The sequence below is a fragment of the Streptomyces phaeochromogenes genome (assembly GCF_001418655.1).
Classification (GTDB): Bacteria; Actinomycetota; Actinomycetes; order Streptomycetales; family Streptomycetaceae; genus Streptomyces; species Streptomyces phaeochromogenes.
The window spans coordinates 23,069-38,644 of the sequence record NZ_LIQZ01000087.1; the positions used below are offsets into that span (position 1 = coordinate 23,069).

Genomic DNA, 15,576 nt, shown 5'->3' on the forward strand with positions numbered 1-15,576 from the left:
GCTCACATGGCGCGGGGCGGGCGGGGCCGACACGATGGTGCGCGTCACCGGGCAGGCTGAAGGGATCCAAATGTTCCGCAAGGTGCTGGTCGCCAACCGTGGTGAGATCGCTATTCGTGCGTTCCGTGCCGGCTTTGAGCTGGGCGCGCGAACCGTGGCCGTCTTCCCGCACGAGGATCGCAATTCACTGCACCGGCTGAAGGCGGACGAGGCTTATGAGATCGGGCAGCCGGGACACCCGGTCCGGGCCTACCTCTCCGTCGAGGAGATCGTCCGCGCGGCGCAGCGCGCGGGAGCGGACGCGGTCTACCCGGGATACGGGTTCCTCTCGGAGAACCCCGACCTGGCGCGCGCCTGCGAGGAGGCCGGCATCACCTTCGTCGGCCCGAGCGCGGACACGCTGGAGCTGACCGGCAACAAGGCGCGCGCGGTGGCCGCCGCCCGCGCGGCAGGCGTGCCGGTGCTCGGCTCCTCCGCCCCCTCCAACGACGTGGACGAACTCGTCCGCGCCGCCGAGGACATCGGCTTCCCGGTGTTCGTCAAGGCCGTCGCGGGCGGTGGCGGGCGTGGCATGCGGCGGGTCGAGGAGCCCGCCCAGCTGCGCGAGTCCATCGAGGCGGCGTCCCGCGAGGCGGCGTCCGCGTTCGGCGACTCCACGGTCTTCCTGGAGAAGGCCGTCGTCGAACCCCGCCACATCGAGGTGCAGATCCTCGCGGACGGGGAGGGCAATGTCATCCACCTCTTCGAGCGCGACTGTTCGGTGCAGCGCCGCCACCAGAAGGTGATCGAGCTCGCCCCCGCGCCGAACCTCGACCCCGAGCTGCGCGACCGGATCTGCGCCGACGCCGTACGGTTCGCCCGGGAGATCGGCTACCGCAACGCGGGCACCGTGGAGTTCCTGCTCGACCGCGAGGGCAACTACCACTTCATCGAGATGAACCCGCGCATCCAGGTCGAGCACACGGTGACCGAGGAGGTCACCGACGTCGACCTCGTGCAGTCGCAGCTGCGCATCGCCTCCGGCCAGACCCTGGCCGACCTCGGGCTCTCCCAGGAGACCGTCACCCTGCACGGCGCCGCACTCCAGTGCCGTATCACCACCGAGGACCCGGCCAACGGCTTCCGCCCCGACACCGGGAAGATCAGCGCCTACCGCTCGCCCGGCGGTTCGGGCATCCGGCTGGACGGCGGCACCACCCACGCCGGTACGGACATCAGCGCGCACTTCGACTCGATGCTGGTCAAACTCACCTGCCGGGGACGCGACTTCAACACCGCGATCGGCCGCGCCCGCCGTGCCGTGGCCGAGTTCCGCATCCGCGGTGTGGCCACCAACATCCCCTTCCTGCAAGCGGTGCTGGACGACCCGGACTTCCGGGCCGGCCAGGTCACGACGTCGTTCATCGAGAAGCGTCCGCACCTCCTCACGGCCCGTCACTCCGCCGACCGCGGTACGAAGCTGCTCACCTACCTCGCCGACGTCACGGTGAACAAGCCGCACGGCGAACGGCCCGAGCTGAGCGACCCCGTCACCAAGGTGCCGCCCGTGTCGGCCACGGAGCCGCCTGCCGGGTCCCGGCAGCGGCTCGTCGAACTCGGCCCCGAGGGATTCGCCCGGTGGCTGCGCGAGTCACCGGCCATCGGCGTCACCGACACCACGTTCCGCGACGCCCACCAGTCGCTGCTCGCCACCCGGGTGCGTACCAAGGACATGCTCGCCGTCGCGCCCGTCGTGGCGCGGACCCTGCCCGAGCTGCTGTCCCTGGAGTGCTGGGGCGGCGCCACCTACGACGTCGCGCTGCGCTTCCTCGCCGAGGACCCCTGGGAACGCCTGGCCGCGCTCCGCGAGGCCGTGCCGAACATCTGTCTGCAGATGCTGCTGCGTGGCCGCAACACCGTGGGCTACACGCCGTACCCGACCGAGGTGACCGACGCCTTCGTGCAGGAGGCCGCGGCGACCGGTATCGACATCTTCCGGATCTTCGACGCGCTGAACGACGTCGGGCAGATGCGCCCCGCCATCGACGCCGTACGGGAGACGGGAACGGCGATCGCCGAGGTCGCCCTCTGCTACACCTCCGACCTGTCCGACCCGTCCGAGCGGCTCTACACGCTGGACTACTACCTCCGCCTCGCCGAGCAGATCGTCGAGGCAGGGGCTCACGTCCTGGCCGTCAAGGACATGGCGGGCCTGCTGCGCGCTCCGGCCGCCGCGACCCTCGTATCGGCGCTGCGCCGCGAGTTCGACCTGCCGGTGCACATCCACACCCACGACACCGCGGGCGGTCAGCTCGCCACCTACCTCGCCGCGATCCAGGCCGGCGCGGACGCGGTCGACGGCGCGGTGGCCTCGATGGCGGGCACCACCTCGCAGCCCTCGCTGTCGGGCATCGTCGCCGCGACCGACTACACCGAGCGGTCCACCGGGCTGAGTCTCCAGGCCGTGGGCGACCTGGAGCCGTACTGGGAGAGCGTCCGCAAGATCTACGCGCCCTTCGAGGCGGGGCTTGCCGCGCCGACCGGGCGGGTCTACCACCACGAGATCCCCGGCGGGCAGCTCTCCAACCTGCGCACCCAGGCGGTCGCGCTCGGCCTCGGCGACCGCTTCGAGGAGATCGAGGCGATGTACGCAGCCGCCGACCGCATCCTCGGCCATCTGGTGAAGGTGACCCCGTCCTCGAAGGTGGTCGGTGACCTCGCGCTCCACCTGGTGGGCGCCGGCGTCTCACCGGCGGACTTCGAGGCGACCCCGAACAGGTTCGACATCCCCGACTCCGTCATCGGCTTCCTCCGCGGCGAGCTGGGCAACCCGCCCGGCGGCTGGCCCGAGCCGTTCCGCACCAAGGCACTTGAGGGCCGCGCCGCCCCCAAGCCGGTCGAGGAACTGACCGCGGACGACCGCGAGGGGCTGGTGAAGGAGCGCCGCGCGACACTCAACCGGCTGCTGTTCCCCGGCCCGACGCGCGAGTTCGAGACACACCGTCAGACCTATGGCGACACCAGCGTGCTGGACAGCAAGCACTTCTTCTACGGGCTGCGTCCGGGGAAGGAGTACGCGGTCGACCTTGAACAGGGCGTACGGCTGCTCATCGAGCTGGAGGCCGTGGGCGAGGCCGACGAACGCGGAATGCGTAGCGTGATGTCCACCCTGAACGGCCAGTTGCGGCCGATCCAGGTGCGCGACACCTCGGTCGCCTCCGACGTCCCGGCCACGGAGAAGGCCGACCGGGCCAACCCAGGCCATGTCGCCGCGCCGTTCGCCGGAGTCGTGACCCTCGCGGTCGCCGAGGGCGACGAGGTGGCGGCCGGTGCCACGGTGGCCACCATCGAGGCCATGAAGATGGAGGCCTCGGTCACCGCCTCGAAGGCCGGAACAGTGTCCAGGCTGGCCATCAACAAGATCCAGCAGGTGGAGGGCGGCGACCTGCTCGTCGAGATCAGCTGAGCCTCCCGGCGGTCCCGGTCGGCGAGTTGGGTGAGCTTGGAGGGTCGGCGGGTTCGGCGGGAATCGATGGGTCCCGGGGGCGGTTCGCCGTCGGGCATGATCAGCGGCGAACCCGTGGGCTCGTACCTCCACCGGCCGCTGGGATCACTGCCGGGCCGTGAGCCAGCCCGTGTCCGACCAGACCGCCGTCGACGGGATCCGGTCCGCGTAGCCCGCGTCCTTCTCCAGCCGCGCGCGGACGCTCTCGTGCACGTGCGCGCCCTGGGGGAGTCCGCGGCGCCGGTAGGTGAGCAGGGCCCAGATCCAGCCCATCCGGTGCACGTTGCCCAGGGCGTCCTCGGGCACGAGGGTCACCTCGCGCTCGTAGGCCCGGGGTTTGAGGAGGAGGCGCGCTTCGGGCTCGCCGTCCCGTTCTTCGAGGGCGCCGTCCACGACCCACTTGAGGGTGATCGTCGGGAGCCGGGGATCGTCGTCGAAGGTCCCGCCGACGTCGGAATGGACCCCGGCGAACCACACCTGCTCGACCGTCGACGGCACGGCCGGCTTCCTGTCCCCGTCGGCGGGGGTGACGAGGTACTCGCGGTAGGGCCTGCGCTTCTCGTCGATGGACACGGCGTGGCGGATGCGGCGGACGTTCGGGGCCTGTCGGGTGTACGGCCACCGCAGGTTCCAGCGCAGGAGGCCCGCGGCCTTCACGGAGTCCCAGATCCCCAGGTACTCGACGCGGATGCCGACCCGCCCGTCGACCGCGTTGCTGAACGCGCCCGCGAATCGGTGGAGTTGGTCCCAGTCCTGTCGCGTCCAGTCCTTGTTCCTCGCGTAGACGGACACGGCGTACGGGACGAGGTTCTCCATGCCGGGCCGCATCAGGCCGACCGCCTTGAGCATGCCCACGAGGGCGCGGGCGGTGTAGGCCCCGCGGCTGAAGCCGAACACGTAGATACGGTCGCCCGGTTGGTAGTGCCGCATCAGATACGTGTAGGCCTCGGCGAGGTTGGCCCGCATTCCGGAGCCGAAGGCGAGACCGAGGAGTTTCGACAGATGCCGGCCCACAGGTGTCCAGGCGCCCGCGGCCGAGAACGTGCCGACACCGGGGTCGTAATAGGCGATCTGCCGGGCGGGATCGCTGAGGTCCAGCATTTCGTAGAGCCGGACGACGTTGGTGTTCCCTTTCGCCTTCAACTGATTGCCCGTGCCGTCCAGACAGACGACGAGATTCTTGGCCATGAGGGGCCTCACGTTCACCGGGGAACACGGTCACTGGTGACATCTCGGGACATATTGGATGTCTCAGGAATATAATAGGGAAAATGCTGCCTGCGGGCATGCTCCGGTGCGGTAGTAGGGGTTCCGGAGGATCCATGGCCGGTTCCGTGGTCCACCTCGATGAGCACGCCGGTTCTCCGTGCACCCACGCACTGGTCATCGGCGTCGGGAAGTATCCCCACCTCGCCGGGGGCGAGGCACCGGTCGCCGATTCCGACGGAATGCGGCAGCTCAGTTCGCCGCCCATCTCGGCCCGCACTCTCGCGACCTGGCTGCTGGCCGAGTACCACGACCCCGGGCGACCGCTCGGCAGCGTCGCCCTGCTGCTCAGCGAGGAAACGCCGGCCCCGTTCGTGAACCCCCGCACCCAGCAGGCCCACGAGGTCGAGACGGCCACCATCGACAACATCCTCACGGCGGTCACCGAGTGGTACGACCGCGGCGACAGCCATGTCGACAACCGGCTCGTCTTCTACTTCTGCGGCCACGGCGTCTCGCAGGGCGACGACATGGCGCTCCTGGCCGCGGACATCTTCGCCGACGAGCACAACCCCCTCAACAGCGCACTGGACTTCGCGGGCCTGATGAACGGCCTCAAGCGGTGCAGGGCCAGCGAGCAGGTCTTCTTCGTCGATGCCTGCAGGTCCAACTCCGATGTCCTCATCGAGCGTTCGGGCGCGCGCTTCGCGGGGCGCTCGCCGCTCGGCGCCGGGACACGGCCCCTCGATCTGCCCCGCCGCTTCCACATCCCGTACTACGCCACCCTGTCCGGCGACCGCTCGCACGCGCGGCCCGGTCAGGTGAGCCTGTTCACCGAGGCCCTCCTGAAGAGCCTCGACGGCGCGGCCAGCGACGATCCCGAGGGCGACTGGCGCGTCGACACCTCCGACCTGCTGAAGGCCATCGACCACTTCATGCGCCAGCCCCGGTTCGCCGGGGCGGTCGCGGGCGTCCAGGTCCCCTCGGTCGGCGAACTGCCCGTGTTCGTCCTCCACCAGCTGCCAGGTCCGCCGGTCGTCCCGGTGTACGTCGGCTGCGATCCCGCCGAGGACAACGCCGAGGCCGAGTTCGTCTGCCGTGAAGACGGTCTTGAACGGCTGCATCGGGCCGCGGGCGACATCGACGGCGAGGACCCCCAGAGCGAGTGGGCCATCGAACTGCGCTTCGGGGACTACGACTTCGAGGCCAGACTCGGCGACCAGGACGTGCGGACCAAGTCCGTCACCGTACGTCCGGTGTTCCGCCGCGTGAAGTTGGAGAAGCCATGAGCGCGGGCCTGAGCGTCAACGTCGAACTGAGCCTCCACGAGGCCGACCTCGCCGACGGGGCCAAGGTGGTCGGCAACATCTACCCGTCCGAGGGCAGCGGCCCCGGCCACCGCGCCGTCCTCTTTCCCTGCGGGACCACGGCTCCTCCGGCGCGGTTCGAGGTCGCCCCCGGCCACTACATCGTGTCCGCCACACTGCCCTCCGGTGTCGTGCTCTCCAAGGACGCCGAGGTGGCGGACGGCGAGGAGAAGCAGGTGACGCTCCGCCCGGCGGCCTCGCCCTTCGAGTCGCACTCCTGGCAGCACCTCATGGGCAACATCGAGTCCTACGGCGCCTACCACGACGGGGCCCCGATCCCCGTGCCCCGCTCCCTGGGCTCGCGGTCCGGGACCTGGGAGCGCGGCGCGTTCGTCGAACCCGGACACGCGGCCTGGGTCGGCGACCCGAAGCCGACGAGCTGGCAGTTCCCGTCGATGCTCCGGCTGACCGACGGGCCCGCGAAGCAACTGGTCGCGTTCGAGATCGCCCGCTCCGAACCGCACTCCGTCGCCAGTCTCGAACTGGGCGACGCCGCCGCGCGGCTGTACCGCTTCGGCGAACACGGCCCGGTCGACGAGCGGGGCAGGCCGGTGCTCGACGTGCCCCTGGGCCCACGCCAGTTCCTGGTCGTCTCGCTGGCCGGCACCGAGTACGTCGTGACCCTGCCCGCGCCCTGGGGTGCCGCGCAGATCGAGGTCCTGGTCAACGAACGGCAGAGCCCGACCGGCAGCGCTGTCTCGGTGTCCGTACGCGACAGCCGGGTGGGGCCCGCCCTGGCGTACATGGCCCGGGGCGCCTTCGACGCGGCGGCGACGCTGGTCAGGGACGCGGAGGCCATGCTCTACGACGGCAGGATGACCAACCCGCTCGCGGCGGTGGCGGGCGCCTACGTCCTGGTCGGCAGCGAGCTGACCGAGCAGCCGCACCGCTGGGACCCGTGGCTGTCCCGGCTGAGGCACGAGTTCGACTGGATGAGCGACGGATCCCTGCTCTGGGCCATGCGGCACCTGCGCCGGGCCCACACCGAGCCGGAGCGGGAGGCGGCGCGGGACGCCCTGGTCGAGGCCTTCGACCGCGGAGTGCCGGTCTTCACTCTGGGGCTGAGCCGCCTCATCCACGGACTCTCCGAGTTCCCCGACGACCCCGGGTGCGCCGCGCGGCTCGAACAGGCCCGCCGCCTGTCGTGGCGGGTCGACATGCGCGAGCCGTTCGTGATCGCCGCTCTGCGAGGGAGTCAGCAATGATCCGGTTCATGATGATGCCCGGGGAGGACGGCGACTGCCTGCTCCTGGAGTACGGCGACGGCGGCTTCGTACGCCGGATCCTCGTCGACGGCGGCCGTTCGGGCACGTACCCGCTGATCAAGCCCACGCTCGCCGGGCTCGACGGTCAGGTCGACCTGCTCGTCGTCACCCATGTCGACCAGGACCACATCCTCGGGGTGCTCGCCCTGCTGGACGACCCGGACCGGTCGGTGGAGTTCGGGGACGTGTGGTTCAACGGCTTCGACCATCTCCTCGACGCCGAGGGGTTCGGCGCCCAGGACGGGGAGAAGCTCACCAGCGCCCTGCTGGAACAGAAGGTGCCGTGGAACGACGCGTTCGGCGGACGAAGTGTCGAGGTCGGCCGGGAACTCGCGTGGTTCGACGACGGATCCACGATGGACGTGCTCTCACCCGACCGCAGGCAACTGGAGAAACTGGCGCCCGCCTGGACCGCGGAATGCGCCAGACACGGTCTGATCCCCGGCAGGGATCCCGAGGAGAACGCCCCGGTCCCGGGCTTCGAGCACTTCGGCGGCGTGAACGTGGACCGGCTGGCCGCGTCGGTGTTCAAGCCGGACACGTCGAAGACGAACGTGTCGAGCATCGGTCTGCTCTTCGAGTTCGAGGACAAGCGGGTCGTCCTCACCGGTGACGCCGACGACCGCCGGCTCGTGGCGTCGATACGGCCCCGGGCCGAGGCGGAGGGCGGACGGATGCACGTCGACCTCCTCAAGGTCGCCCACCACGGCAGCGACCACAACCTCTCGAACGATCTCCTCGACCTGATCGACTGCGACCGCTACCTGATATCGACCAGCGGCGCGCGGCACGACCATCCCAACGAGATCGCGATCGCCCGGATCCTCAAGCACGGCGGGGTGGAGAAGGAGCTCGTCTTCAACTACCGCGACCGTGCGGCGCTGTGGGACGTCACGGGCCTGAAGGATCGCTTCGGCTACACCGTGAGGTCCCCGGCACCGGACGAGCCGGACGGGTTCGTCACTCTCGAACTCTGAGGACGGGCGCCCGCCGTCAGGACAGGTGGCCGATGTGCGCGAGGGCCTGCTTGAGGAGGGCTCCGGTGCCGCCCGGCATCTCGTTGATGACCACGGGCGACGCGGCCTCCTCGGGGCTGAACCAGACCAGGTCGAGAGCGTCCTGCCGCGGCCGGCAGTCACCGGACACCGGGACGATGTAGGCGAGGGACACCGCGTGCTGGCGGGGGTCGTGGAACGGCGTGACCCCGAGCGTCGGGAAGTACTCGGCGACGGTGAAGGGCTGCAGCGAGGCCGGGACGCGGGGGAGTGCGACCGGGCCGAGGTCCTTCTCCAGGTGGCGCAGCAGGGCGTCCCGCACCCGCTCGTGGTGCAGCACCCGGCCGGAGACGAGCGCGCGGCTGACCGTCCCGTCCGACCCGATGCGGAGCAGCAGTCCGATGCTGGTGACTTCGCCGCTGTCGTCGACGCGGACGGGTACGGCCTCCACGTACAGGATCGGCATGCGTGCGCGCGCCTGCTCCAGTTCGTCGTGCGGGAGCCAGCCGGGCGTGGTTTCGGTCATGTCAGACATTGGTTGATCATACTTTCAGGGTCTCGTGTCGCGAGCGTGTCGCGTGACACAGCCGGGGCCGGGGTCACGTGCGTGCCACAGCGGGTCCGGGGCCACGGATCGTCCGTGGCCCCGGACCTCTGTATACATGCGCCGGGTGTCCGTGCGGACGTCGTCAGGACGTCGGCTCGGTGACCTTCGTGGCCGTGTCGCCGTCGACCGCCGCGCTCAGCTGCGGGACCAGGCGCTCCAGCATGTACGGCAGGCTCAGCACCGACACGAACGAGACGGCGTTGCCGTAGTCGCCCGCCTCCTTGACGAAGACCTCACGCCCCTGCTTCACCACGTTCAGGTCGGCGTAGAGGGCGTTCTTGTGAAGCGTGGCCGCGTCCTTGGTGGTGTCGCCGACGATCCACACGATCGCGTCGGTGTCCAGCAGGTCGGTGCGCTCCTTGCTGATGTTGGCCCCGAACTCGTCACCGATGACCTTGTCCAGGTCCTTGGGCAGCTCGAAGCCGAGGTCGGTCAGGATCCGCGAGCGCGGGTCCTGGCTGCCGTAGACGAAGATGCCCTCGTACGGGGTCGCCATCACGCCGGTGGACTCGGCGAACTCGGGATTGTCCTCGGCCGTGGTCGCGATGTCGTCCTGGACGCCCTTGACCAGGTCCTTTGCCTTGCTCTCCTGGCCGAGCGCCTTGCCGATGATCCCGGTCTGCTTCTGCCACGGCACACCGAAGTCGTTGTACTCCTTCGGCTGGGCCACGACCGGGGCGAACTTCGACAGGGTCGTGTACTGGTCCTTCGTCAGACCGCTGTAGACCGCGAGGATCAGATCGGGGCGGAGCGCGGCGATCCTCTCCGTCTGCGGGCCCGTGCCGGTGTCCTTCAGCACGGTCGGGGCCTCGGCGCCTCCCAGTTTGCCGGCGGCCCAGGGGCCGATGGCGCCCTTGTAGTCGCCGAGCCACTGGGTGGTGCCGACGGGCACCTTGCCCAGCGCGAGCACGGGGTCCTGGTCGGTCAGCCCGACCGTGACGATCCGCTTCGGCTCGGACTTGATGGTCGTGCTGCCGTACTTGTGGGCGATGGTCACCGGGAAGGCGCTGTTCGCGGACGCGGACGAGTCCGGGCCCGCCTCGGAGCTGTCGTCCTCGGAGCCGCAGGCCGCGGCGGTGGTGAAGAGGAGGAGTGCCGACGCGAGCGCCGCGACGAGGCGTGTGCCTCTTCTGGAAGAGCCGGGCATCAGTGGTCCTTCAGGGTGGTGGTGTCAGGGCGGTGGTGCGTGGGGGTCTGGTCGGCCGTGGCGCGGGTGCCGGACCACGCCTCCCACAGGGAGGCGTAGACGCCGGCCGCGGCGCACAGCTCGTCGTGGGTGCCGCTCTCCACGATCCGGCCGCCGTCCATGACGACGATCCGGTCCGCGGTGGCGGCCTGGGTGAGGCGGTGCGCGACGACGAGCGCCGTACGGCCGTCCACCGCCCGGTCCGCCGCCTGCTCCAGGAGACGGGCGCCGGTGCTCCCGGCCTCGGCCGTCGCCTCGTCCAGCACGGCCACCGGCGGATCGGCCAGCACGAGCCGCGCCAGGGCGAGTTGCTGGACCTGCGCGGAGGTGAGGCGGTGTCCGCCCTCGCCCACGACCGTGTCCAGGCCCTCCGGCAGCGCCACGACCCAGTCCAGAGCGGACACCGCTGTCAGTGCCGTGCGCAGTTCGGCGTCGGTGGCGCCGGCCCGCGCCAGGCGCAGATCGTCCGCGAGCGGTCCGGCGAAGACGTGCGTCTCCTGGGTGACCAGCGCGACCGGCACCCCGTCGCGGGACTCCCCGGCGCCGTTCGTCGTCACGCGCACCGAGCCGGCCGTCGGACGGTGCACGCCCGCTATGAGCTTGGCCAGGGTGGTCTTGCCCGCGCCGCTCGGGCCGACCAGGGCCACGCGCTCGCCCGCCCGGAGTGTGAGGTCCACGTCGTGCAGGACGGGGCGGCCCGGCTCGTACGCGTGATGGATGCCCGTCACGGTGACCGTGCCGCCCGCCTTCGCCTCGGCCTCAGCCGCTGTCCGGGGCCGCGGTGCGTGGGCCCGCTTCTCCGCTTCGGACTTCCCTGCTTCGGGCTTCTCCGGTTCGGGCGACGGCTGGTCGGCGACCCCGACGAGACGGGCCAGCGCCGCGGTCGCCGACTGCGCGTCGTCGAGGAGGACGAGCGCCGCGTTGACCGGCGTGAACAGGCTGTGGAAGTAGAGCGCGGCGGCCGTCGCGGTGCCGATGGACACCGACCCGCCGCGCACGAGCAGGAACCCGGTGACGAGGACGGCCGCGAGCCCCGCGTACTCGGCGATGTGCAGCCGGTTGTAGAAGTCCAGCACCAGCCGCACGCCACGCAGCGTCAGTTCGACCGCCGCCGACGACCGCCGGGTCACCCGCTCGGTGTGCTCCTCCTCCAGCCGGAACGCCCGTACGGTGCCGGCGCCCGCGACGGTGTCCAGGAGCTGCTGTTGCTGGGACCCGGTGGCGATCCGCTGCCGGCCGTAGAGCGGCACGGCGTTGCGTACGTACCACCGCGCGGTGGACGCCTGGACGGGCACCGCGATGAGCGCGGCGAGGAAGAACCGCCAGTCCAGGGCCGCCATCGCGGCCAGGGTCAGCGCGATGGCCAGCAGGGAGCGGGCCAGTTCGGGCAGCGCGTCGCGCACCGCCTCGCCCACCACCGAGACGTCCCGGGTGACCCGGGCGGTGAGGTCTCCGGCGCCCGCCTTCTCGACCTGTTCCAGGGGCAGCCGCAGCGCCTTCTCCACGAAGCGTTCGCGCAGCCGCGCCAGTACGGTCTCGCCGAGCCGGGAGACGAGGGACAGGCCCAGCGCGGTGGTCGCGCCCTGGGCGAGGGCGACCAGGACCAGCAGGACGACCGGGAGAGTGATGTCCCCCGGCGGGCGGTGGTCGGCGACGATGTCCACGATGCGGCCCAGCAGCGGCTGGACCAGCAGGCCCACACCGGTGGCCACGATCATCGCCGCGAAGCCGGCGACCGCCAGGCCCCGGCGCGGACGCACGAGTTCGCGGACCGCGGCGCGGGTGCGGGCCGGGGTCGCGGTGGGGAGCAGCTCGCGGCCGGCGGGCTCCGAGCCGAAGTCAAGCGCCGAGCCGTCGTCGGGGGCCGCGCCGGTCGGGCCCGTGGCCGGTGTGTCGGGGGAGTCGCTCATGCCAGCACCGCCGTGCGGTAGGTCTCATGACGGGCTATCAGGTCGGCGTGCGGGGCGGTGTCCGTGACCCGGCCGTCGTCGAGCAGCACCACCCGGTCGGTGACGGAGAGCAGCGCGGGACTGGTGGTCACCAGGACCGTGGTGCGGCCCTTGCGGATCTCCCGGATGCCGGACGCGATGCCCGCCTCGGTCACCGCGTCGACCGCGGTGGTCGGATCGTGGACCACCAGGACGGGCCGGTCGGCCGCCAACGCACGGGCCAGGGCGACCCGTTGGCGCTGTCCGCCGGAGAGCGAGCGACCGCGTTCACCGACCGCCGTGTCCTCGCCGCCGGGCAGTGTCTCGGCGACCTGTGCCACCCCGGCCGCGGTCATCGCGGGTTCGGGATCGGCGGAGTCGGGGGCGCCGGCCGTGACGTTGTCGCGGACCGTGCCCTCGAAGAGGTCCGCGTCGTGCTCGGCCACCAGCATCGCCGTACGCAACTCGGCGGGATCCAGGTCCCGCAGGGCCACGCCGTCCAGCTCCACCGTGCCGCTGTCCGGGTCGGCCCGCCGGGCCAGGCAGCGCAACAGGTCGGTGGCGTGCGCGGGGTCGGTCGCGACCACGCCCAGCAGCTCGCCGGACGCGATGTCCAGGTCTACCTCGCGCAGGCCCCCGTGGCTGACACCGGTCAGCCGCACCGCGCCGCGCACCGGCTGAGCCAGGATCCGGTCTCCGGCCGTGACGGTGTGCGGGGTCGCCAGGACCTCCGCGATCCGGGTGGCCGAGGCGCGGCCCTGGGCGAGCCCGGCGTTGACCCACGCGAGCACCTGAAGTGGTCCGAGCAGGAAGAGCGCGAGCCCCACCGCCGACACCAACTGGCCCAGGCTGATGGTGCCCTGCGCGGCCAGCCGCCCGCCGACCAGGGCGACGACGGCGATCAGGCATCCCGTCAGGGTGAGCACCATGCCGCTCTGGAAGGCCTGCGCGCGAGCGGCCTTGAGTGTGGCCTGCAACGAGTCGCGGCTGGTGGTGCGGTAGCGGGCGATGGCCGTCGACTCGCCGCCGATGCCCTTGAGAATGCGCAGCCCGGCCACCAGATCCGCGGCGACGGCCGAGGCGTGCGCCGCGCGCTCCTGCTCGGTCGCGCTGCGGGTCTCCAGCGGCTTGCTCAGCAGATGCCCCAGCCAGAGCAGCACGGGCGTGCCGAGCAGGACGACCAGGCCGAGCGTCACCGACGTACGCAGCAGGACGACAGCGGTGGTGAGGATGCCGACCAGGGCCGAGATCCCGTACATGACCGCCATGTTGACGGCGCCGACGCGCTTGGCGTCCTCGGTGGCGATGTTGGCGAGGGCGCCGGGCAGCCGGCCTTCCTCGGCCCCGCCGCCGGGATGCAGTACCCGTCGTACGAGGGCGATCCGCAGGGTGTGTTCCGCCCGGGCGGCGGAGCGGTCGCCGGACCAGGCGCCGAAGCGCCAGCTCAGCGCCAGCCCCACGTAGACCACGGCGAGGACGCCGAGCCACAGGACGAGGGCGCCGGTGTCGGACTTGGTGACGGCACGGTCGATGACCACACCGATCAGGACCGGGACCAGCGCCTCGCCCAGCTGATGCCCGGAGCCGAGGAGCGAGCCGAGGGCGACGTCCCGCCGTTGCCCTCTTACCGATTCCCGCAGGACGTCCCGCCCCGACGGAGTTGAAGGACTCACCCGTATCCCTCCGGGACTAGGACGCAGAAAAGTTAGGTGAGGCTACCTTAAGTTAATCGGTATTGCCCGGTGAGGGGGCGTGGAGTCGACGGCGGCCGTGCGGGTGGGACGACACATGGATCCGTGCCGTCCCACCCGGCCGTCGAGGGCGTCCTCAGCCGGTTCGCGCGGTGAGGTCGTCCGCCAGGTCGGCCGTGCGGTGGGCGAGCAGGGAGTCGAGGATCTCCCCGGACCGGACCGCCGTGGTGGACAGCAGGGTCGAGGTCAGTCCGTGCGTGTGCTCGGTCGCGCCCTGCAGATAGATGCCCGCCGTGACGTCGGGCGTGAGCTCGACACGGTGATCGCGGCCGACGCGCACGGCGTCCTTGTCGTCCCGCAGGCAGAGTTTCGCGGTCCTGCCCAGGAGGGTGTCGAGATCCCTGGGGCGGTAGCCGGTCGCGTGGACGAGCAGGTCCGCGGAGATCACCTCCCGTTCCCCGGTGGGGAGATACTCGACGGTGACCTCAAGGTGGTCGTCGAGACTGCGCACGTCCCGGATGCGGGACACGTTCCGCAGGCGCAGCCGCTCACGGCCCTGCACCTTCTCGCGGTACATCGTCGCGTACAGCGACTCGATGAGATCCATGTCGACCACCGAGTAGTTGGTGCTGCGGTGGTAGTCGACCAGGGACTGCTTCACCTCCGGTTTGGAGCGGAAGTAGACGTCCACCGCCTCCGGGTCGAAGATCCGGTTGGCGAACGGGCTGTCGTCGGCGGGCGTGTACCCGTACTTGGCGAAGATCGCGCAGATCTCCGACTCGGGGAAGGACTGGTGCAGATAGTCCACGGCCTCGGCCGCGCTCTGGCCCGCGCCGAGCACCAGGACGCGGCCCACCGGGGTACCGGACTCGTTCAACTCGCGTACCCGCGGAACGAGTTGGCTGTTGTGCCAGATGCGGTCGGACAGGGCGGTGTCCGGTGGCAGGTGCGGCTCCAGACCGACGGCCACCGAGATGTTCCGGGCCCTGCGGGTGATGGTCCGCTCGGGGGCGCCGGGCACGCGGCTGACCACATCAAGCCAGCGGACCTCCCCGTCGGGTCCGGCCACCGGGTCGACCGACACGACCTCGTCGGAGTAGTCGACGAGGTGGGCGACCCGGGCGGCGGCCCACTCGAAGTACTCGTGGAACTCGATCCGCAACGGGAACAGCGTCTTCGCGTTGAGGAAGTCGACCATCCTGCCCCGCTCCCGCAGGAAACACAGGAAGCTGAAGTCGCTGGTCGGGTTGCGCATGGTGACCAGGTCCTTGAGAAAGGACACCTGCATCGTGGCGTCTTCGATGAGCATTCCCCGGTGCCAGCCGAACGACGGCTGGCGCTCCAGGAATCCCGCGCGGATCCGGTGCTCCGGAGCGACTTGGGCGTTGTGTTCCTCAACCGCAATGGCCAGTGCGAGATTTGACGGCCCGAAACCTATACCGAGCACGTCAAGGATGGCGTCCGGCTCGTCATGCAGTGCGTTCACCGCAACTTTCCTTCCCCTAGGCGCCACTGATGTTAAATAAGGTTAGCCTTACCTTGCAATGGTGTGTCCTAGGAGAGGATCGACGATGCGGGTCGTCATGTTCGGCCATCAGACATTGGGGCGCCGCACGCTCCAGGCTCTGCTGGACTCCGGCCACGAGGTGGTCACGGCCGTGGCCCACCCGAAGAGCGACCACGTATACGAGAAAATCTGGGACGGCTCCGTGGCGGCCGACTGTTTCCGCACCGTGGGCGGCCACCTGACGGCACGTCCGTGAACGGGGCCGTCGTGGCCGAATCGGCCACCTCCCTCGATGCCGCGTCTTCCGAGGTCACGTCCTCCGCGGCCGATCTCACCGATC

Annotated in this window: 10 protein-coding genes and 1 pseudogene; 5 read left to right on the plus strand and 6 right to left on the minus strand. The window is 70.7% G+C overall.

The window, feature by feature from the left end:
- The first annotated feature begins 70 nt into the window (after positions 1–70).
- A complete protein-coding gene (locus AOK17_RS12675) occupies positions 71–3,445 on the plus strand; it encodes a pyruvate carboxylase (protein ID WP_055612519.1) in 3,375 nt (1,124 codons plus the stop codon).
- A gap of 144 nt (positions 3,446–3,589) precedes the next feature.
- On the opposite strand, the gene AOK17_RS12680 is transcribed toward AOK17_RS12675, so the two are convergent.
- Entirely contained in the window at positions 3,590–4,672 is a 1,083-nt protein-coding gene (locus AOK17_RS12680) for a DUF2235 domain-containing protein (protein ID WP_055612520.1), read from the minus strand.
- A gap of 134 nt (positions 4,673–4,806) precedes the next feature.
- On the opposite strand from AOK17_RS12680, the gene AOK17_RS12685 reads away from it, so the two are divergent.
- The 3 genes from AOK17_RS12685 to AOK17_RS12695 are packed head-to-tail and all read left to right on the plus strand — an operon-like array spanning position 4,807 to position 8,299.
- Positions 4,807–5,979 (plus strand): caspase family protein, encoded by a 1,173-nt coding sequence (locus AOK17_RS12685; protein WP_055612521.1) that lies wholly within the window; start codon positions 4,807–4,809, stop codon positions 5,977–5,979.
- Entirely contained in the window at positions 5,976–7,262 is a 1,287-nt protein-coding gene (locus AOK17_RS12690) for a hypothetical protein (protein ID WP_055612522.1), read from the plus strand. Before AOK17_RS12685 ends, AOK17_RS12690 begins: the two co-directional genes overlap by 4 nt.
- Entirely contained in the window at positions 7,259–8,299 is a 1,041-nt protein-coding gene (locus AOK17_RS12695) for a ComEC/Rec2 family competence protein (protein WP_055612523.1), read from the plus strand. The genes AOK17_RS12690 and AOK17_RS12695 overlap by 4 nt, the downstream gene beginning before the upstream one ends.
- 16 nt (positions 8,300–8,315) lie before the next feature.
- Here AOK17_RS12695 and AOK17_RS12700 read toward each other — a convergent pair whose 3' ends face one another.
- The 5 genes from AOK17_RS12700 to AOK17_RS12720 form a co-directional block, all read right to left on the minus strand.
- Positions 8,316–8,843: an NUDIX hydrolase family protein gene (locus tag AOK17_RS12700; protein ID WP_055612524.1), complete on the minus strand. Its 528-nt coding sequence runs from the start codon at positions 8,841–8,843 to the stop codon at positions 8,316–8,318.
- A gap of 163 nt (positions 8,844–9,006) precedes the next feature.
- Positions 9,007–10,071 (minus strand): iron-siderophore ABC transporter substrate-binding protein, encoded by a 1,065-nt coding sequence (locus tag AOK17_RS12705; RefSeq protein WP_055612525.1) that lies wholly within the window; start codon positions 10,069–10,071, stop codon positions 9,007–9,009.
- Positions 10,071–12,020 carry an ABC transporter ATP-binding protein gene (locus AOK17_RS12710; protein ID WP_079052977.1) on the minus strand — a complete coding sequence of 650 codons (1,950 nt, stop codon included), beginning with the start codon at positions 12,018–12,020 and terminating at the stop codon, positions 10,071–10,073. The genes AOK17_RS12705 and AOK17_RS12710 overlap by 1 nt, the downstream gene beginning before the upstream one ends.
- The gene (locus AOK17_RS12715) at positions 12,017–13,711 is read right to left on the minus strand and encodes an ABC transporter ATP-binding protein (protein ID WP_055612526.1); all 1,695 of its coding nucleotides are present in this window, start codon (positions 13,709–13,711) and stop codon (positions 12,017–12,019) included. The genes AOK17_RS12710 and AOK17_RS12715 overlap by 4 nt, the downstream gene beginning before the upstream one ends.
- Before the next feature lie 154 nt (positions 13,712–13,865).
- A complete protein-coding gene (locus AOK17_RS12720) occupies positions 13,866–15,215 on the minus strand; it encodes a lysine N(6)-hydroxylase/L-ornithine N(5)-oxygenase family protein (RefSeq protein ID WP_055612527.1) in 1,350 nt (449 codons plus the stop codon).
- A gap of 85 nt (positions 15,216–15,300) precedes the next feature.
- On the opposite strand from AOK17_RS12720, the pseudogene AOK17_RS12725 reads away from it, so the two are divergent.
- Positions 15,301–15,444 (plus strand): annotated as a pseudogene (locus AOK17_RS12725) (methionyl-tRNA formyltransferase); the annotation flags it as partial.
- Between the last annotated feature and the right edge of the window lie 132 nt (positions 15,445–15,576).